This is a genomic window from Streptomyces sp. IBSNAI002, assembly GCF_052244475.1.
Taxonomy (GTDB): domain Bacteria; phylum Actinomycetota; class Actinomycetes; order Streptomycetales; family Streptomycetaceae; genus Streptomyces.
In genome coordinates this window covers 76916-95804 of record NZ_JBQPXG010000002.1, presented here as the reverse complement: position 1 = coordinate 95804, position 18889 = coordinate 76916, and the positions used below count along the sequence as shown (strand labels likewise).

Sequence of the window (18889 nt, the reverse complement as noted above, 5' to 3'; positions counted from 1 at the left end):
CTGGTCCAGATGCCGCACCCGCGTGATCCCCGCGGAGTGCGGAGCGCCCTGGCGCAGGGCTGGGACAAGACCTCGAAGGTCCTCAAGCCCGTCTGCACCGCACCGAGCGAGGACGCCGCGATGGAACGGTTCCGGGTATTCCGGGAGGAATGGGGCGTCAAGCATCCGGCGAACGTCCGGTTGTGGGAGCACGCTCGGGCCGAGTTCGTGCCGTTCCTCCGGTCCGACACCGACAGACGCGGCGGCCGGGCCCGCCGGGACGGAAGTCGTCACGAGGGTGGTGCCTGGCCAGCCTGTACTGACACCGCGTTCGGATCGTTGTGGTTCATGCCGGGCGTGGGCAGGGTGGTGTGACCGGGTGTTCCTCGGGGGCCGGGCAGGGCGTGCCGTGTCGCGGTCCGCCCGCACCGCGCGGCCACCGCTATCGTCGGGGAGATGGCGACATTCAAGGTCGAGGTGGAGGAGTACTCGCCGGTTGATCTGCTGGATCATTGCGGCGGGCCGCCGTGGGAATTGGAAGCCGACCGCGCGGGGATCCTGGTCCATGATCTGCAGCCGTACTACGTGAACGTACTGGCGGCCGGGGTGCGGTCGTGGCTGCGCATCGGCGTGGAGCGTGCCCTGTCCTGGGCCGACGAGAACGAGGTGCCGATCCTCGCCAGCCGGCCTCGCCCGGCGCGCGAACCGGCACAGCGGGGACTCCTGGGGCGTATGTGGGGTCTGGGGCCAAGTGGCGACCAGGCTGATGAGGTTGGAGTGCCCCGGCTGGCCGAGGACGATGTCACCTGGATGGCGAAGCGCAGCTACAGCGCTTTCTTTTCCACGGACCTGGCTACGGAGCTGCGCCGTGCCGGGCGTGACCAGCTGGTGGTTGTCGGCGTCTACGCTAGTGCGGGAATCCTGGCCACGAGCTTCGACGCGTTGGCCGAGGACCTTCAGGTATTCGTTCCCGTGACGGCTACGGCCGACTATACGGGTCGGCACCACGCGCGCGGTCTCGACAGCATCTCGGCGCTGACCGGACGCGTGATCCCAGGCATGGGGTAGCCGGCCCCCGTCAGCCGCAGTACCGATCCGTGTTCGGAACCGATCCGCCTGGGCAGCGCAAGCGTCATCTCTCGCAGCGGTTCTTCACTCAATGTGTCGGCCAGGGCCGCTTCTCGCGCTTCGTTTCCGACCTCCCGGTAAGTGGCTGGTGTGACACGTGGTGGTCTCAGTGATGCCAAGTGGGAGTTGCTCGAGCCGCACCTGCCGTTGGGTGAGCGCAGCCGCTTCCGACGTGCGCCGGCATCTCAACGCGTGATGTGGCGTTTCCGGACGGGGGAGCCCGTGGGCGCGACATCCCCGAGCGGTACGGCTCCTGTCGAGCACGGCTGCGAACTGGCCTACCGCATCGTGGGTGCAGTCAGTTCCGGGCAGTGCTCGAACAGCCGGCGGAGTCCCTCGGAGGCGTGCAGGCTGTGTCGGCAGGTGTGGTGGTGATCCATCGGGCGACTTGGCGGGGCGATGGCGGCCGCTCGCGCGGTGTGTCGATCGGCAGGCCTCGACCCGGCGGTGCGACGGCCATCTTGATCCGCTGGTAGTGGGCGCGGTAGCCCTTGGCGACGAGTTCTCGGTGCAGCACTGTGGCGTTGTGCTCGCCTTCCTCCCGGCGTTGTTGCAGGTAGTCCAGGTAGGGGGCGAGGCTGGTGGGGCGGCGGGGCCGGCTGGTTCGTACGTATTCCTGCCAGGTGGCTGCTCGGGCGGATCTGCTCACGGCGCGCCGGTTCCGGCCCAGCTCGCGGGCCTCGAACAGCCGCTTCGCGTGGCGTCGAGCCGGGGCATCGGCCTGGTCGGACGGTCCCACAGGCTCGGCCTGGGTTGGCGTTGCTTCGGGCTCGGGCACCGCAGCGGGAAGACGGCCGCAGTGCGCGGCTGCGATGTCCCCGACCCGGTTCGAGAGCCCCTGCCACAGGTGAAGGCGGTCACCGACCTGCACCGAGTCCGGCGCACCCTCGGTCCATGCCGTGGCGGTAGACCAGCGAACCGTCCCGACAGACGACCTCGACACCGGGGTGCGGCCGCACCCCGGGGTGGATCGGTGGTCAAGGGCGGCATTGTCCACCGACGTGGGCTGGGACCGTGCCCGGCAGCCGGCGCGAGAAGTCCTCATGGCGGGAGACGAGGGGGAAGCACCGCTGCCGGACGTCTGCATCGTCTGATGACTGCTGGAGCGAGGTGCAGACCTCAGGCTGCCGTCTCGCGTTCGCGTGCTGTGAGGCGGTCGAGGATGGTCGCCCCTGTCCCGGAGGGGGTGTTCATCACGGTCCAGGGGGCGACCCGCCAGTCCCGACTGTGCCGCCAGAGCACGGCCACGCCTTGGGGGCCAGGCAGGGTGGTGGTCGGTCCACCAGAAGGCTGTTCCGGCAGCTTCCTCGGTGCGGTTGGTCGGGGCCCCGTCCGATAGCGGTGCAGGCCGCGGCGAACGCGGCATCGGCGTTGCGTTGGTCCTGCGCCGGAAGGGAATCACCTACCGGTCCTACCGACGCCCTCGACGTGTTTCCGATCTTGCGTCTCAACGGCCACGCTACGGGGAGGGGCGAGACGGCTATCTGCTGTGCCGCCCGCTACGCCAGAAGGAGGGTCAGGAGTTCAGGGAGTTCAGGCAGACCGGGGGCGCATCGGTCATGGACGCCGACGAAGCTGATCATGTCGACGCGGTCGGTCTCCTTGAGACTGCCACGGATGCTCCAGTCGCCCTTCTTGAGCGAGACGAGAACGAGTTCACCCCGCTCGCTTCGGCTCTCGCGCTGCCATCCCCGCTTCTCCAGTGACTCGACGGCGGCCGCGTACGGTCCGGCCCCGGTTCCCTGGCCGACCGGGGCGTCGGGGCGGCCGGACCACAGTGTCGTGCACGGCGCCAGCGGCATACCGGACGGTCCCTTGGCATCAGGGCCCGCCGACGGAGACAGCCCGATCATCCCTGCCTCAGAGGTGGCCTCCTCGACCTCGCGGTCGACCTCGTCCCGGCCCGCCACCGTGGCGGCGGCGGACACCGTGGGTGCGGTGGACGCATCCGGACGGCCTGCCGCCCCGGGTCCCGCAGTGTCCCCGTCGGCGCAGCCGCTCACGCCCGCCATGACGACGGCCGTCGCGGCCACAGATCTGACCACTACTCTCCACACAGGTGCTCTCCCGCCCCTTGATCGTTCACCAGGCGGGTGCCCGCACGTTCGTCCGTGAAGTATGGCATGGCGGCGGACGCACCGGTTTGCTCGCCCGAACCCCTGCAAACCGATCCCGTGTTCGCCGTCGCGGGACGGATTGAGCGCGTACAAGGGGTGCGGCGGCCAGCCGGGGCGGTCGCCAGGCCGCGTCCCCATCGCTTTGCGATAGCTGTGAATGAGGGCCCAGGGCGACCCCAGATGCCTGAACACGGGCCCAGGAGCGATCTGGGCGCCGCCCACTTCGCGTAGGTCCGACTGGGGAGCGGCGGTCGCCCTCGGGCTCTGGCCCGGAGGGGCTGCGCCGACCACGGCAGGGTGGTGCACCGGGCGCTACCCGGCGACCTCGCGTGCGCGGGTATCGGGCGACAGGGTGGGTAGGTGCCCGACGAGCCGGTTGAGCCGGCACGGCGGGTGAGGAGGTAGACATGTCCGCACGTATTCCAGACCCAGAGCCGCGCTTCACATTCCGCCCTAACCCAGGGGTGCCGCCCGGCGAGACCCCGCCTGGTGAATCGAGTACCGGATCCGGCGCCGGTCCGTACCGTCCACTGACACGCGGCTGGGCCAAGGGCCCCCTCGTGCTGATCTGCCTGGTGGCCTTGGCCTGCGCGCTCTTCTTCCTGGCCTACGCCGTCATGCTGAACGTCTGAGCGTGGTGGATCAGGTGAAACGGACAGTGCCGCGGTTGCCGTGCTCTGGTGTCCGCCTCATTCGTGACCGCTACCGCGGCCTTCCACGGGGCGGCTCGCCGGGGTGGTTCGGGGATCAGGGGTGGGGAGGCGTACCGCGAGCAGGACGGTGTCGTCCTCTGCCTGGGGGGCTGCGACGACGTTGTGCAGGGTGAGCTGGACAGACACTCTGACCGGAGATCTCAAACACTCACTTATTGCTCCTCTATCTTCCGGCGCTCGTGAACTGGTGCGGGCAGAGTGGGTGGTATGACAGACCGTTCCGACTCTGTTCCCGAGGATGCAGCTGATCGCCGGGCCATGGAGCACATCCTCGGTCGTCCCTTGAGCCAGATATGGCCGGCGGGTGCATTGGCAGCCGGTACCCGGGTAATGGTCGTTCGGGACCGAGACTGGGACGGCCCGTGGCAGGTTGAGTTTCCCGGGACGATCGATGCCATGGGTGCACCTGTGCCCAACGAACATGCCCAGGCGCTCAGTGGCGAGCTCCTGTACTGGGTCACCTTCGACGCGCCGCAGTACGGCAGCGACGGGGATGGTCCCTCTCGCAAGGCCCAGATTTGGGGTCGGTACCTGCGAACGGATCCCGAGCCCGGAGTGTAGGGACGCAGCAGGTCACGTTTCCGCGCTCGAATTGTCCGCCGAACCAGATCGCTGGCCTGGGCATCCGTCGGACGGGCCCGCACGCCGACCGGAGGCTGAGACGCGATGGATCCGGTCGACGCGGTACCACTTCGACACGCAGGCGGCGACCCAGTCCCGTTCGGGGTCGGCGGTGAAGAACGGCTCGGCCAGACCATCGATGTACATGGGCCGGTAGCCGGGGTCCGCGGAACCCCGGGCGATCTCGGCGCGGATGCGGACGTGGGGCACGGGGCACGGGACACGGGGGCACGGGCACGGGGCACGGGCACGGGGCACGGATGATGTCCGTGGTGCCCGTAGTGCCAGTGCCGTCCAGCACGCCATGCTCGGCATCGCCCGGATGCACGACCTCACCCTCGCCGGGTCTCCCTATCATGTACACGCCATTCTTCAAAACGTGACAGTGCCCCGCGGCGGGTACGGGGGTCCCTGCCTGCCCACTTGTCCGAACGGCTGTCGCGCCCTGTGGACCCCGTGCGAGTTTGCTACTGCAGGGTGAGAAGCGGCGACCTCGATACGGCGAGAGTGTGCGGCTGATCACGCAACACCTGCCACCGGCCCGCACGTCGCGCAGCAGCGTGCTCCGAGAGGCTGGCATGGAGCTCGACTTGACGCATGGCCCGGGTGAAGGTGGGCGGGGCATGAAGCGCCGCCGCGACGACGACACGACCTCTGACACGACGGAGCGGCCGGGTCCCACGCCGACCAGGGACGTCGCGCCCGCGCCCTCCCCCAAGGCGAGCAGCACGTCGTAGCGAGCGGTGGCCACCGCCACCCCGCAACCCGGTCATGACGTGGTCCGGGGTCCTTGCGTCCGGCGAGGCGTACAGACCGCCCGCCCACCGCGAGGCCGGCACGCACCCCCGACGTGTCACGTCAGTTCCCAGCTGATGAGCGTTGCGCAAGCCCCCAGGGCGGCTCTCGCCCGCGTTCTGACCAGGGACATCACCGCACCCACCGACCGCGCCGCTTCCCATGGCTGTCTCGTAAGCGCCCTCCCTCGCAACTGTTGCCTTGACAACAATTGTCGTGTCACTCATTCTGGAGAAGTGACAGCTTCTAGCAGCGGCCTGCGTGATCACCTCGGCTACTGGCTTCGTCGGCTCTCCGATGAAGTGCATGGCCGGTTCGAACGAGAACTCGCCGAGCACGGCGTGACCGTCTCCCAGTGGGCGGTTCTGATCACCGTCCACCGCGGCGACGCCACCACCACCCGGGAAGTGGCCCGGTATCTGGACATCGACGCCGGCGCGGTCTCGCGCCTGGTCGACCGGCTTGCTGCCAAGGGCCTGATGACCCGCGAACCGGACCCCGCCTCCCGCCGCACCCTGCGGCTGGCACTCACCGACACCGGCCGTGACCTGGCCCCCAGGCTGGCTCAGATCGCCGACCGCAACGACGCCGACTTCTTCGCCAGCCTCGACCCGGCCCAGCGCCACCAGCTGGAGGAGTGGATTCGACGCCTGCTCGGCGAAGCCCACCCACCGCCCACTTCCTGAAAGGCGCACCCATGAGCACCACACCCACCATCGCCCGCTCCGTCACCAAGACCGTCACCATCGACCGCCCTGTCGCCGACGTCTTCGCCTTTCTCGCCGACGCGGCCAACTGGCCGGCCTGGGCGATCGTCAACATCAAGGCGATAGAACGCACCGGTGAACCGGACTGGTGGCTGATGGCCACTCCTCAGGGCCCCGCCAGGCTCCGCATCCACGGCAATGCCGAACTCGGCATCCTTGACCACGACTACGTCGATGACCAAGCGTCCTGGCAGGTCCCCGCCCGAGTCGTCGCCAACGGCGCCGGCGCAGAGTTCATGATCACTTTCTTCCAGCCGCCGGCCTTCACCGACGACTTCTTCGATGAGCAGATCACCCTGGTCGACACCGAGCTCGCGACCCTCAAGCGCATCCTCGAAACCGGTGCCTGAGCCTGCCCGACACCTCATCACGCCTGCCTTTCGACGGTTCGTGCAGATCCACGGAACCCTCGAGGCGGATCTGCACCGTGGGCTGCCTGATGGGGCCGCGGCGGCAGGTCACGGCGCTCTCGTCTCTCGCCGGTTTTCCGTCGTCCGGCTCTCGGTGGACTGGTTGGCGGTGTACGCCGCCCCGGCGGGCGCCCGCTCCCCGCTCCCCGCTCACGGCCCTTGCTCCGGCTTGTGCCGGGCCGGGACGTGGGAAATGCGAAGGTCGATTGCCGGAAACGATGCATGGGCCGCACCCCGTCGTCTCCTCCGGTCGCAGCATCCATATGAGGAGCAGATACCGGTGCGCACCATTTCCACCGAGATCACCATCGACGCGGCGCCCGAGGAGGTCTGGGTGGTGCTCGTCGACGGGGAGCACTACTTCCGGCTGAGCGTGGCGCCGGGCAACAAGACGACGATCGAGCACGTCGAACACTTCCGCGGTGCCCTGGAGAGGGTGCGCGTGCCCGGCAGCGAGGTGCCGGTCCGTCCGCAGCACACCCGCACCGCGTACGGGGCGCGGGTGGCGGCGGCCGTCGAACATGGTCTGCAGGACGCCAGAGCCCTGGTGCTCCGTGCTCTGTCGGAACACCGATCGGGGGACGGTATGGAGCGGGGAACACTGGTGGCCACGTTGGGCGGTGGTCTGATCGCGATAGCGGGCACGGTGCTGGCCGACCGTCTGCGTACCCGGCAGGAACACCGCCGTATCCTTCAGGGCGCCGCCGGGAGGTGTACACGGAGTTCACCGCGGCCGCGGGCGCGACCCATACGCACATGCACAGCCGGTCTCAGAACCCGGCCATTTGATGTGTCGAGTACCCCGCCTATCGCGCCGTACAGGCTGCATTTTGTGGTGTGTCCGGATCTTCTTCGGGTGCGGTGCAGGGTGGCGCGCATCGTGGCCCCGGTGTCGGGGTGCGGGTGAAAAGGCTCAGCCACGTACAGGTGGTGAATGTGCCCAGTTCCTAAGGCTATGAGGGCGGTGCACAGCACTTTGCTGCTGTCCGGTTCGTGGACGAGGGCGAGTCAAGTGGTCTGGGATCCGCTCCAAACGTCACGAGGAGGTCTCGTCACCTTCGCCTCAGCCCTGCTCCGGGTGGGATCTCTTGACGGCGTCTTCCGGCACGCTGTGCGCGGACCTTGCTCACGTACCCCACCATGATCGTTACCGGGAGTCCGCCGGCCAGAAGGAGGGCGAAGCCCACCGGGATAACCCCCGTCCACACCGACGGTGAGACGTACGCGGTGCCGCCCGCCAGCCGTGCACGTAACGGATAGACGCTGACATCCTCCTCCTCGACGTCGACCTCGTACGACGATCCGCTGCCGTCTGGCGTGAAGGAGGCCGAGCAGTACGACGAGCTTCCCGGTGAGGTGCCGGTGTTGCTGTACGTCCGGCATCTGCTTTCAGATATGGTTCCGGACTTGCCCCACAGCGCCGCCCGTGCCTCTCCGGTGAAGCCAACCAGCACCAGGCAGGCCAGAATCAACCCGGCGAGGCAGGCCAGCGTCGGCCTCAGTCTGAGCCTGACGTCCTTCTGATTCTGCCGCTTGTTCGTAACGTCTTCGCCCTCGCTCATTCTCTCCCCCCTCGGATCGCCGATCGACCTCCAGGGTGACCGGTCCGAATCACCCCTGGAAGCCCCTGTGCACATCACGGCCTCTGACCAGCCCGCACAGCGAAGAGCTTCTGGAGCCTGCACGACAAGGCCGATGACGGCGCAGGCGATGCCCTCCGCCACGGCGGCCCGACTTGCGCCCAGGAGCGCAGGGTGGCCACCAGGACCCGACCGAGGGCCTCCAGAGCGAAGATCTCCGTGGTCGGCTCGCCGGCCTCCGCGCCGGGCAGGGCGGTGACGGAGACGACGATCCGCTCGACGACGGCGACGAGCAGCTCGGCCATCCGCGGCTCGGCGTCGGCGAACCCGCGGGTGGCTTCGACGTCCCCGGCCTGGACGGCGCCGAGCCAGCCGAACGCGCTGATCGCCGGGTGCGGGGCTATCGGGGCGAGCGGCAGGGCGGTGGTCTCGGGCTGACGTCTCCTCACCTACGGGCCACCGCGCGGATCGCGACGGCCCCAGGTCCCGAGGCTCGGGGAGCGGCGCTGTGGACAGAGTCCGCGCACCGACGGTGACCACCAACCCCCTTGACCTGTTCCGCCAGGTGCGACAAACCGCCCCATCCTGAGCGGGGAGAAATCTCCGTCCCGGCACGCTGGGCAACGGCCGGGGGGAAGCCGCTGCCGCCCCCGGCACGTCGCTGGGAGACGACGGATACGGCCACGCAGCGCCTCCCGTTCCCGGTCCCCGACGAACGCGCCCACAACTTCGCCGGCCAGTACGCCGACATGCACGACCTCGTGGAGGACCTGGCCGTGCCCGACAGCGTCCTCCAGGCCCGGGCGACCGTCCTGCGCACGGATGTTGCCCCGACCTGTTATCGCAGCAGGTCCAGGGCGACGAGCTTGCCGCCGCCCGCGGCGCCAACATCGAACTGATGGCCCAGCTGAATCGTCACGCCGGCTGGCCGATCACCCGGCGCCCGGCCGCTACACGGCCGAGGCACCGCGGTGAAGGCGCTGGATGAAGGCGACCGAGGTCTCCCTCGCCGCCGCCTGATCCCCGCATCCGCACCGGACACGGTTCCCCCGCCGCAACCCGTGACCCGGCCGCCGGCCGGGGCCGGATCTCCCTTCCTCAGCCTCCCGCTCCGGCCGGCGGCCATACTGGGCCTGGGCCGGCTGGTGGGGACGACCGATACGCCCAGCAGTCAGGCTGCTGGTGCTGGGGGATCCTCCACTGATGCAGGCGGAGGTGCGTTTGTTAGGTTCGGTGGTGGCTGCCGCACCAGCCTTCGCCTGGGCCGTGGGCCCGTATCGCTGGAGTGTTCTTGAGCGCCGATTCCTTGCTGGTCTCTCGGCAGCAGACCGATGGTGTCGCGGCGGTTGCGGAGCGGCCCGGGTGGCGGGCGGCCGCAGGTACGGTGCGGGGCCTGGGCGCTGTACTGGTGGCGCTGCTGGGCCTGGCAGCGGTGGGTGCGGTGCTCCACGAGCCGGTGTTGATCCCGTCGCTGGCCGCGAGCGCCGCGGTCGTTCACGCGGCCCCGGCCGCGCCGGCGGCGCAGCCCCGCAGTGTGCTGGCCGGCCACCTCGTCGGTGCAGGAGCCGGGTATGCGGCGCTGGCTCTCGGGCTCGGCGGCCCCTGGGCTGCGGCCGTGGTGGGGGCTGTGACCTTCGGGGCGACCGGTCTGCTGCGCGTTCCGCATGCTCCGGCCTGCGCGACCAGCGTCATCGTGGTCCTGCAGGCCCCCGACCCGGCCCACTTCGTCCCGCTCCTGGCCGGCGCTGCCGTGGTCCTCGTCCTCGTCCAGCACCTGGCCTCCCGCCTGGCCCGCGGACAGGAGCGCTACCCGGCCCGCTGGTGGTGAAGCCGGCGACGGACCGGCCGTTCATCGCCTCCATGGCCCGTTGCCGCCTGGCCCGGAGTACCGCGAAGCCCGAGGGACCCCGATTCGACCACTGACAGCGGCGTTCGCCTCGATGCGCCCCGCAAGCAGCAGGGCAGGCCGCCCTTTCGCCTACGAATCGAACGATCTATCACCCGAAAGGGTGACGGTGACGTCCATGGGCTGTGCTCGGACGGGAGGGTGCGCTGTTGTGGGGCGTCGCGGCCCTCCCCGCCAGGAGGGCCGCGGCCTTCCGGTAGCGCGGAGAGGGGGCGGGTCATGGGGTTGTCGTCCTGGCGGTCTGGTTGCTGACCGCTGGACTTGGGGGGTTCCCCGCCGTGGTCTGGATCCGAAACGGCGGGCTGCGCCAGCGAGGCCGCGGTGTGACGAGGCTTCCGGTGTGGCTGGTTCTGGGACACGTGCTGCTCGCGGTGGTGGGCCTGCTCCTGTGGGGGCTGTTCGTGTGGGGTGCGGTGAGGGCTTCGGGGTGGGCTGCGTGCGCCGTGCTCCTGGTGGTGGCCGCGTTCGGGTTCATGATGCTGATGCGGTGGATGCCCAGCTCGGGGCTCCACGCCCAGGCGGAGCCGACCCCCGAGCGGCACTTCCCGCTCAAGGCGGTGGTCGCACACAGGTCGTGCGCGGTGGCGACCGTGGTCCTCGCGCTGGTCCTCGCGGCCCGATGGCTCTGACCCCACAACGACGGAGGCAGCGCCGGCAAGCAGCATCTCGTGAGGCCCCGGGCGGCCCGATACCCTGCGGCAGGAGGGCGCCGGTTCAGCCGATGAGTACGCAGCAGCGTCCGGGTCCGGCTCCGGGTTCGAGCCGTGCACGGGCTGGGTCCTTGCCGAGTCCGGCCAGGATCCCGCTCAGCAGGTGGAGGTTCATACCGCACACGGTGTCGGTGTGCTCCCGGGCCAGAGCATCGAACGGGCAGTTCACCAGTACCGTCGCCCCGCCTTCGGCACGCGGCTCGTAGCCGAGCCGCTCCAGCACGCCGACCAGACCGTATGACCCTGCCTGACGTCCCACCTCACCACTCAGCTCCCGGGTCCTCCTGAAGAGTGCGGGGCCCGCGCCGCAGTCCTCCACAGCCCCGGCCGGCAGCTGCCCCGCCAACGCGTAGTCCCGCGCTGGAAGACTCACCGCAACGGGCTCCCTGGCGCGGCGGTAGAGCTTGGCCGGACGCCCGCACTGCGCCGCCGGTCTGGACCGCCCCACCAGCGGACAGGTGCTCTTGGGCGAGACCGACGTGGCCGCGTGCGGTGAGCGCCGGCTGACGCTGATCCGGCGCCGTCGCATCGGTCCAGCCTCGGGGAGAACACTTCCTGGAAGGACGGTCCGTCCTCCACCCCGGTCGGCGCCACGTGGACGCGACCGTGAACTCCTTGACGGCACCGCCCCCGCTCCACCACTGCGCCCGCTGCTGGGGCTCCCGGACAGCGGTCAAGCGATCGCTTCCGCGGTGATCTGGAGAGTTTCCTCGACGGTGGCGGCGTCGTACGGGGCGAATCCGGAGAACAGCAGGGATTCGCCCTTCGATGATCGGTAGTTCAGTACGAAGTCCTGGACAGCCGAGCGCAGGCGCGGTGGAGTCTCTTTCCTGGCGATGAACAGGGGTGTGGGCAGGTGGTTCCTCCGGGCGATCGCACGAGTTCTTTCAGCGTTGGCCGGATCTTTCAGCCACACGTCTTCCTGAATGAACGTTGCGTCCGCCGCGCCTGTTACGACTGCTTCCAACTGCCCTTCGTAGGGCGGTGTGACGATGAGTTCGCCGAAGAATTCGTCGATCCGGCTTCCCAGGTCGTGAACCATCAGCATCGGTGCGAGGAAGCTCGTCGTGCAGAATCGGTGCGCTATGGCCAGCCGCTTGCCGCGAAGGTGGGCGGCATCGGTGACCTCACTGCCCGCGGGGACGACGAGCAGGCTCGGGATGCCGGTGGTGCCGTCCGCCGCGTAGACGGCGCTGGCGATCGGCTCGTACACGGGGTCGGTGCGCAGATAGAAATAGTTGAGTACGGGAAGGTAGGAGAACGTCGCCATGTGGTGTTCGCGCTGCTTGGTCAGCGGAGCCATGTCGCCGTGGTATCCGGCGATGCGAATTTCGTGGTCTTCGAGGAAGCGGGACCATTCCGGGGAATCGACCTCGAGTCTCAGATTCGCGTCGTACAAGAACGTTGCGGTCATCGAACCTCCCGTGAGGTGAGACTCACCATCCAGTCTGGCCTCTCACGGAAAGACCTGCAGGGCGTCACCGCCCGCGGCCGCGAGGCGGCGGGCGGCAGCGGCCCAGGACGGGGCCGGGGCGTCAGTCGCCGTGGCTGCGGGCGATGGCACATCAGGCGAACGACCTCAGGCACATGGGAACGGGCGCTGCTCGGGTCGTGTACGCCCGCCCGCTGGCCTCCGCCGACCGCGGGCAGGACGCTGCCCTGCACTGGTGCGTGCGGAAGACGATCTCGCTGCCGTCCTCGACGGCGAGAGCTACGGGCGGCGCTGGCCCGGGATCGGGGCGGTGAGAGTCCTGACCAGGAGTCCGGCGTGGATCACATGCATCAGGCTGCCGTCGAAACGCGCGGCGTAGGCGCCGGAACGGTCCCGGCAGATGATCTCGATGCCGGGATGCCGGGCGAGCCACAGTGCCAGCGTGGTGGCATCCCGGTGGTCTCGGCGCAGGGCGAAGTCTCGTCGATGCCGGCCGCCCGCGGCTGAACGGCCGGCGGGTCGGTTTGGTCCATGACCCGGCGCAGCAGGATGGTGCGGCTGGCAGTGATCCCCATCTGGTCTACGAGCGGGATCCGGCCCGGCCTGCCAGGGCCAGCCCGATCGTGCCCAGCGCCGAAGCAGCCGCTCGGTCGCGCGGCCGTGCCGACGGGTCAGCCCCGGAATCTGCTCGGCGAACGTTTGCCTCGGCACGAGGTGCCCCGCTCAACCTAGGAGGACGGTCACGTTCCGTAGCGGAATCACGGAACTCGTGCCAGACCCCACCTCAAGGCGTTAAAGCCACAAGAGAGCCTGACTAACACCCTGCAGGCTCGGACAGACATCCCGAGAAACGCTGCGGCCCCGCCATAGGCGAGGGCCACAACTGTGAAGCGCGAGGTCGGAGCCTATGCGACTCGGAGGACGGGGCCCTGGACCTCTGCGGGTACCTGTTCAAGCGTGATGACGGTGGCTCCGGCGGTGGTGCCGACGGCGCAGGCAAATTCCTCCGCTCCCCGCCCCTTCACCACGGCTCCTGCCGCGCGGGTCCACGACGGTGCGCCCGTCACGGTGAGATTCACAGGCGTATCCGCCAGCCGGTACATGATCGTGGCCACTCCGGATTCCCAGGGGAAGCACACCGAGGTGACCCGGAACGCGTCAGAACCTCCGGGACGCAGGACGTGCCCCTCGACCGGAGCCTCATCGAAGTATCCGGGCACAGCCTTGGAAGTCAGCACCAGCGGCCGATCACTTCGATTACTGACCGTGACATCGAATTGGTTGCGCTGCGGCAGCGGCGTGCCCGTCTCGATGGCCATGTCCCTGAACTGCTTTGCGAGGTCCTTGTCCATACAGCCATGCTGACGCGCCGGGCGATGCAGGGAACCAGCCGACCGGCAGAGGAGACCGGGGGACTGAGCCGTCCCCCAACCAGGGGAACTCAGCCCGGCAGCCCGCCCACGGATCAAAAACAGACACTTAGCTTGTTCTTTGTGGTCTGACCTCGAACGATGTGCCGAACGTGCTCGCTCGTACGAGGATTCCGACGTCGTGAACACGGGCTTCGTCTGATCCGGCTCCCTGACCGTGTCAGGGGACACGCTGCTCGAGCTAACGGACGCCCTGCTGTGTGCAGACGGGCTGGTGAAGACACCGGTCGACCTCACGCTGACCGCCGAGCACCGCCGCGGGCACGGCGCGCTGTACGAAGCCTTGAACGGCGGGAACGTCGATGTGCTGCGACTGCGGCAGGTGCTGGCCGGGCTGCCGCAGCCCGAGGCCGCTGACGGGCGCCGGGTGCTGGTTGTGGTCGTCGGCGAACTCGCCTTCATCGAGGGCATGTTGATCCGTCTGGAGGTCGACGGTCTGCCCGGCGGCCACGATCCGCTGCCGGGCTGGCTGTGGTCGTCGGAGGCCGGCGTGTCGAGTGAGGGCGTCGATCTGCGCCGGCAGGCGTTCTTGCGCGGGTTCGATCTGGAGCACACCTTCCGGATGATCAAGCAGACGCTGGGCTGGACCCGTCCGAAGCTCCGTACGCCCGCGGCGGCGGACCGGTGGACCTGGCTGATCATCGCCCAATGCCGCGAAGTAGGAGACCCGGAGACGGTGTCAAGAGGGCGTGAAATGCCGCGTTCAAGGTTCCTTCCATCGGTGCCCGGCCGGCACCATCACACTGGCCGGGCACCGGCGCACCCCACGGGACCCCCGGGCCGAGCGCCAAGGGCAAGCGGGTGGGACGTGGTGTTGCAGCCGTGAGAGGCGGTTACCCGGGCCCGGAGATCAGCGAACTGCAGCGAGCCCGCGGATCTCCAGCTGAAGGGACAGTGCCGTCCGGAGGGATGTGCGGACCGGGCCGCAGAGACACGGTGCCCGACCAGCGGCGACTCGTCTGCGGACGACTTTGAATCAGCCCTCAGCTGAGACTGAGGATGGAAAGGCTCAGTGAGCGTTTTCAGAGTGGCCTCTGATCGGGTGACGGGCCGGTGTCCCGCAACGCACGAGGCTCCTGTGCCGTTGAGAGAGGTGTTCGACGTCTCAACTCATCAGCGCAGGAGCCTCGTTGGTTCCCTATCCTGCCGCACTCGACCTGCCTCACGCCCTGGTCGAGTGGGTATCCATGCTCATCGTCACCCGTGAGGGTGACCGACGCTGCAAGCTCCCGCCTCATCAGCGTGCCCTCGTCGGCCTGGTCTACCTTCGGCGCCACGACACGCTCGCGCAGATCGCCGCCGGCTTCGGCATATCCGTCGGCACCGCCCACGCCTACGTCACAGCCGTCGTCGAGCACCTGTCCCGCCGAGCACCCGGCCTGCTGCGTGTCCTGCGGGAGGCTGATCCTGATCACGTCCTGCTCGACGGGACGCTCGCCGAGTGCGACCGCGTCGGCGACAGCCGGGCCGATTTCTCCCAGAAGCACCGCCGTCACGGCGTGAACGTGCAGGTCGTGGCTGATCCCGCAGGCAAGCTGCTGTGGATCTCGCCCGCGCTGCCCGGCCGCACCCACGACCTGACCGCGGCCCGCACCCACCGCATCATCCGGATCTGTGAACGCCAAGGAGTTCCGATCCTTGCCGACCGCGCCTACATCGGGGCCGGCCCCTGGGTGACCACACCGATCAGGAGGCTGCCTCTTCAGGAACTCACCGCGACCCAGCAGACGATCAACCGGGCTCTCTCGGCGGCACGTGCACCGGTCGAACGCAGCATCGCGCGACTGAAGTCCTGGCGGATCTTCCGCAGAGCCCGCTGCAGCCCCAACCGCATGAGCGTCATCGCCGCCGCCGTCCTCACCCTGGAGCGGCAACGCTGAAACCGCTCAGTGCCTTCCTCTCTGTCCCATCGGGCACTCTTTCCGAGGGGGGCGGCACCTACTGTGAATGATCCGGTCGAGCCACACCTGCGCGTCATACCAGGTCCAGCCCGTGTGCAAGGCCGCTGATCCACAGCAGCTGAAGGAAGGAATTCGATGGAGCAGAACCATGCCATTCCCTCTACCACGAGCGCCTTTGGTGCCTTCTTTGAGTGCGTCCTGAGGGTAGTACGCGAGAATGGGGATACCGAGGGCACCCTTGCCCTGTTCATCTCAGCATGGGGCGGCTCGTACAAAGATCCAGACAAATCGACTCCAGCCGACTTCACGCATTTCTCGGACACTGTCTACGCCAGCCTGATGGGATTCCGCAGCAATGGCGGCCATTATGCCTCCTTGGTTCTGCACCAAGCTGCCATGGGTCCGGAAACCGTATCTGAAGCCGCGACAGCTTCCACGTGGCTGGGGGTCGTCCGGAGGGTTCTGTTTGAAGAAGGCGATACTTTGAATGCGCCTGGCGCGCCTGGATGGGACGTCCACCTGACCCACGTGAAGACACCGACCACCGAACAGTTCGTTCGTGGCCCGGCGAAACCGCAGGAGCTGAAGCGCCTGCCGTCGAAGTATCCGGGCTGGAGCAGGGGGCTGGATGAGAGGGCCAGGCAGGTACTCGGCCGGGTGGGTGTCGCCGTGGGCGAGAGCGAGAAATGCAAAGACATCATCGTCATGCCGGACGCCGGAGCAATCAAGAACGCTGCCATCGCGGTCATGATGGACTCGACCGCCGAAAATGTTCGAAAGTCGATTCTGGAGGTCTACCGGCCCAGGTACTCCGTTGACCACAGCTCGAACATCAACTACCTCGGGTGGTGCGATCGAGTGAAACCTGGTGTCATATTGCTGACGGAGAGCTGCCTGGACAGTGCGGACGACATAGGAATCCTGCTGCACGAAGCAGGGCATGTCGTTTCTGAAAAGCACACCGAGTGCGGAGCCGTGTTCACCCTGGAGCTGAAGTACATTACCGAGCTGATGGGAGCCGCTTATGCGCGAAAATGGTTCACCACTAAGCGAGGCGCGCAGTATCTGCGTGATTACCCCTTCAAGTACGGGCCAGGTTGTGCGGAATTCGCCGAAGCGTTGAGGGGGATTCACGACGAGGCTCAGTTCTACTGGGAATTTAAGGCAGATCATGAGCGGGTGACGAAAAATGACCTACCGCTCACGCAAGGCATCCGGGAAAAGCTCGGAATTCCCGAGGGGCAGACAAGGCCTCCCGTCGTGGGCGATATCATCAAGGGGAACATTCAACTGCTGAGGTCTTATGCGACGACCATACTGAAGTCCAATAATGGTTCTATCGCTCCGCCGGGCCCGAAAAGGATCGGTCAGCACGTAAAGCTGGGAGGATTGGACTGGCGTGTGAGGGACATGCCGGAGAGTGGAACATTCGTACTGGAACGTATCGCGCCGCCCGAGGAATGACCTCCCATAAGAGCTGGTCGGCCGTGACCCGTGTGACGATTCGACCGTTCGGGAATGTGTGAGTGCTCGCCGGTGGATCGTGGACGACGACGTGTGGTTGCTGATCGAGCCGTTGCTGCCGCCTTCGCCGGAGCGGTCGCCAGGGCCACGGCCGGTGGCGGACCGGCTGCGCCTGCAGGGGATCCTGTACGCGCTCTGCAACGACAGCGCCTGGCAACTGCGTCCACTGGAGCTGGCCGTCGGTCACCGCGCCCGCGCGGATCCGCTGGTCCGCCTCGGTCCGGACCAGGCCGCAGGCCGGCTCGGGGTGGTCCGCCGCGTCGACTTCGACGCCGTGGCGCAACTCCCGTCGTCCGGAAGTTGGTGGACTGGCGGTCGCTGTACGCCGCCCCGGCGGGCGCCCGCTCCCTGCGCGGCGCCCTCGCTCCGGTTGGCCCGGGTGGGGCGGGCGATGGTGGTCAACTGGAGCCGCCGGCCTGCTGACTTCCCCGCCCCGCCGGTGGCGCGGAGGTGCATCCGCAGTTCGACCGGTCGGCGGTTGTGGCGTGGCTGCTCGCCCACGACAAGATCGGGGTGCCCATCGGCATGCCGTCGGCCTCGCTGGGCGTGGTCGGCGCCGGACGCCGTACGGTTCCGGCTTGAGGCCCGCACCTGGTACGGGCCGACGATGGCGAGGGGCAGGACGAGTTGTCCGGCTGGTCGACCGACGCGGACTCCGACGAGCTGGCCGCCCTGGCGGCGGGGAGTCCGGGGCGTGGGTGGGTCGGCGGACCGTGCCGGGTACGGCGCCGTTGCCGGTGCTGGGGGAAGTACGCGTGGTCGAGCGGTTCCGATCGGGTTCGGGGGGCCTGCGGGTGACGCTGGCCTGGCGTCCGCCTTGCGGGGCAGCGCCGCCCGTCACGGGGGAGTGGTGCACCACTCGGTCCTGGACTCGGACTCCGGCGCGGGCGCGGAGTGCGGATGCGTACGCCATGCCTGCGGTGGTGCGACCGCCACGTCCGTGTGCCCGGATCATGGCACAGCCGCCGGTCACGTGACGGACGCCGGATTCATGACGACGCGACGTCCGTATCCGAGTGATCTGTCCGATGCCAGGCGGGAGTTGATCGAGCCGGTGCTGTCGGCGTGGCGCTTCGAGCGCCGCGGCCGGGCTCTGGACGTCGGCCGGCCATCGCGGCATGACCTGCGCGAGATCATGAACGCGATCCTCTGCGTGGACCGCACCGGCTGCCAGTGGGCCTACCTGCCGCATGACTTCCCGCCGCACCAGAGCGTCTACGGCTACTTCGCCAGTTGGGCGGAGGAGGAGATATTTGCCCAGCTCGACGGCCTCCTCCGCCAACTGCTGCGGGAGAAGGAAGGACGGGACGCGGAGCCCTCCGCTTGCGTGTTCGACGCACAGGGCGTCAAGACCTCCACCAGCGTCCCTGTCGCAGGCCAGGGCATCGACGCGGGCAAGAAGATCGCGGGCCGCAAGCGAAGCATCGTCACCGACACCCTCGGCCTCCTCCTCGCAGTGCTGGTCACCGCGGCCAACGTCCAGGACTCCGTCGCCGGCACCCGACTCATTGGCCAGGTCGCCGCGGAACACCCCCACCGTTCGGAAGGTGTGGGTCGACGGCGGCTACCGCCAGCACCTCGTCGAACACGCCGCCACCCTCGGCATCGACATGCAAATCACCGCCCGCAAACCCGGGACCAGGGGCTTCACCCCAATCCCGAAAGGCTGGGCAGTCGAGCGGACCTACGGCTGGCTCATGCTCCACCGCTGCCTGGCCCGCGACTACGAAACCCTCCCCGGACTCTCCGAAGCCCTGGTCAACCTAGCGATAACCGACCTCTGACCCGCCGCCTGACCGGCGAGAACACCATCTCCTGGCGCGACCCAAAAATATCCGCCAACCACCCCGTATCGGGATAAAACAGCGGGATAAAA

18 protein-coding genes and 3 pseudogenes are annotated in these 18889 nt (G+C 68.3%); 14 read left to right on the top strand and 7 right to left on the bottom strand.

Annotated features, from left to right (window positions below):
* Positions 1–39: 39 nt before the first annotated feature.
* Together ACTVZO_RS00675 and ACTVZO_RS00670 are read left to right on the top strand one after the other, a co-directional pair.
* Positions 40–240 (top strand): annotated as a pseudogene (locus ACTVZO_RS00675) (transposase); the annotation flags it as partial.
* Between the two features lie 195 nt (positions 241–435).
* The gene (locus ACTVZO_RS00670; protein ID WP_443296398.1) at positions 436–1047 is read left to right on the top strand and encodes an isochorismatase family protein; all 612 of its coding nucleotides are present in this window, start codon (positions 436–438) and stop codon (positions 1045–1047) included.
* Between the two features lie 358 nt (positions 1048–1405).
* Here ACTVZO_RS00670 and ACTVZO_RS00665 read toward each other — a convergent pair whose 3' ends face one another.
* Both ACTVZO_RS00665 and ACTVZO_RS00660 read right to left on the bottom strand, forming a co-directional pair.
* Entirely contained in the window at positions 1406–1846 is a 441-nt protein-coding gene (locus ACTVZO_RS00665; RefSeq protein WP_443296397.1) for a hypothetical protein, read from the bottom strand.
* 760 nt (positions 1847–2606) lie between these two features.
* Positions 2607–3152, bottom strand: coding sequence for a hypothetical protein (locus ACTVZO_RS00660; protein ID WP_443296396.1), 546 nt, complete (start codon positions 3150–3152; stop codon positions 2607–2609).
* 479 nt (positions 3153–3631) lie between these two features.
* On the opposite strand from ACTVZO_RS00660, the gene ACTVZO_RS00655 reads away from it, so the two are divergent.
* From ACTVZO_RS00655 to ACTVZO_RS00640, 4 genes are all read left to right on the top strand, one after another.
* Positions 3632–3856, top strand: a complete 225-nt coding sequence (locus tag ACTVZO_RS00655; protein WP_443296395.1) for a DUF6480 family protein — start codon at positions 3632–3634, stop codon at positions 3854–3856.
* Between the two features lie 1733 nt (positions 3857–5589).
* On the top strand, positions 5590–6039 hold the full coding sequence (locus tag ACTVZO_RS00650; protein ID WP_443296394.1) for a MarR family winged helix-turn-helix transcriptional regulator: 450 nt from the start codon (positions 5590–5592) through the stop codon (positions 6037–6039).
* An 11-nt stretch (positions 6040–6050) separates the two neighbouring features.
* Positions 6051–6470, top strand: a complete 420-nt coding sequence (locus ACTVZO_RS00645; RefSeq protein WP_443296393.1) for an SRPBCC family protein — start codon at positions 6051–6053, stop codon at positions 6468–6470.
* Between the two features lie 340 nt (positions 6471–6810).
* A complete protein-coding gene (locus ACTVZO_RS00640; protein ID WP_443296392.1) occupies positions 6811–7437 on the top strand; it encodes a hypothetical protein in 627 nt (208 codons plus the stop codon).
* Between the two features lie 145 nt (positions 7438–7582).
* On the opposite strand, the gene ACTVZO_RS00635 is transcribed toward ACTVZO_RS00640, so the two are convergent.
* Positions 7583–8092 (bottom strand): hypothetical protein, encoded by a 510-nt coding sequence (locus ACTVZO_RS00635; protein ID WP_443296391.1) that lies wholly within the window; start codon positions 8090–8092, stop codon positions 7583–7585.
* 74 nt (positions 8093–8166) lie between these two features.
* Positions 8167–8559, bottom strand: a complete 393-nt coding sequence (locus ACTVZO_RS00630) for a hypothetical protein (RefSeq protein ID WP_443296390.1) — start codon at positions 8557–8559, stop codon at positions 8167–8169.
* An 842-nt stretch (positions 8560–9401) separates the two neighbouring features.
* Between ACTVZO_RS00630 and ACTVZO_RS00625 the strand changes: the two genes are divergently transcribed.
* Together ACTVZO_RS00625 and ACTVZO_RS00620 are read left to right on the top strand one after the other, a co-directional pair.
* Positions 9402–9938 (top strand): HPP family protein, encoded by a 537-nt coding sequence (locus ACTVZO_RS00625; RefSeq protein WP_443296389.1) that lies wholly within the window; start codon positions 9402–9404, stop codon positions 9936–9938.
* Positions 9939–10354: 416 nt separating this feature from the next.
* The gene (locus ACTVZO_RS00620) at positions 10355–10645 is read left to right on the top strand and encodes a hypothetical protein (protein ID WP_443296388.1); all 291 of its coding nucleotides are present in this window, start codon (positions 10355–10357) and stop codon (positions 10643–10645) included.
* Between the two features lie 85 nt (positions 10646–10730).
* On the opposite strand, the gene ACTVZO_RS00615 is transcribed toward ACTVZO_RS00620, so the two are convergent.
* Together ACTVZO_RS00615 and ACTVZO_RS00610 are read right to left on the bottom strand one after the other, a co-directional pair.
* Complete coding sequence (locus tag ACTVZO_RS00615; RefSeq protein WP_443296387.1) at positions 10731–10985, bottom strand: hypothetical protein; 255 nt, start codon at positions 10983–10985, stop codon at positions 10731–10733.
* Positions 10986–11399: 414 nt separating this feature from the next.
* Entirely contained in the window at positions 11400–12140 is a 741-nt protein-coding gene (locus ACTVZO_RS00610; protein WP_443296386.1) for a phosphate/phosphite/phosphonate ABC transporter substrate-binding protein, read from the bottom strand.
* Between the two features lie 354 nt (positions 12141–12494).
* On the opposite strand from ACTVZO_RS00610, the gene ACTVZO_RS00605 reads away from it, so the two are divergent.
* Entirely contained in the window at positions 12495–12665 is a 171-nt protein-coding gene (locus ACTVZO_RS00605; RefSeq protein WP_443296385.1) for a hypothetical protein, read from the top strand.
* Positions 12666–13063: 398 nt separating this feature from the next.
* Here the strand turns inward: ACTVZO_RS00605 and ACTVZO_RS00600 are convergent, their stop codons facing one another.
* Entirely contained in the window at positions 13064–13510 is a 447-nt protein-coding gene (locus ACTVZO_RS00600) for a hypothetical protein (protein ID WP_443296384.1), read from the bottom strand.
* Between the two features lie 229 nt (positions 13511–13739).
* On the opposite strand from ACTVZO_RS00600, the pseudogene ACTVZO_RS00595 reads away from it, so the two are divergent.
* From ACTVZO_RS00595 to ACTVZO_RS00575, 5 genes and pseudogenes are all read left to right on the top strand, one after another.
* Positions 13740–14234: pseudogene (locus ACTVZO_RS00595) on the top strand (transposase); the annotation flags it as partial.
* A 484-nt stretch (positions 14235–14718) separates the two neighbouring features.
* The gene (locus ACTVZO_RS00590) at positions 14719–15468 is read left to right on the top strand and encodes a transposase (RefSeq protein ID WP_443296310.1); all 750 of its coding nucleotides are present in this window, start codon (positions 14719–14721) and stop codon (positions 15466–15468) included.
* Between the two features lie 156 nt (positions 15469–15624).
* Positions 15625–16953, top strand: coding sequence for a hypothetical protein (locus ACTVZO_RS00585; protein ID WP_443296383.1), 1329 nt, complete (start codon positions 15625–15627; stop codon positions 16951–16953).
* A 510-nt stretch (positions 16954–17463) separates the two neighbouring features.
* The gene (locus ACTVZO_RS00580; RefSeq protein ID WP_443296382.1) at positions 17464–17595 is read left to right on the top strand and encodes a hypothetical protein; all 132 of its coding nucleotides are present in this window, start codon (positions 17464–17466) and stop codon (positions 17593–17595) included.
* Positions 17596–18004: 409 nt separating this feature from the next.
* Positions 18005–18874 (top strand): annotated as a pseudogene (locus ACTVZO_RS00575) (IS5 family transposase).
* Positions 18875–18889 lie beyond the last annotated feature (15 nt).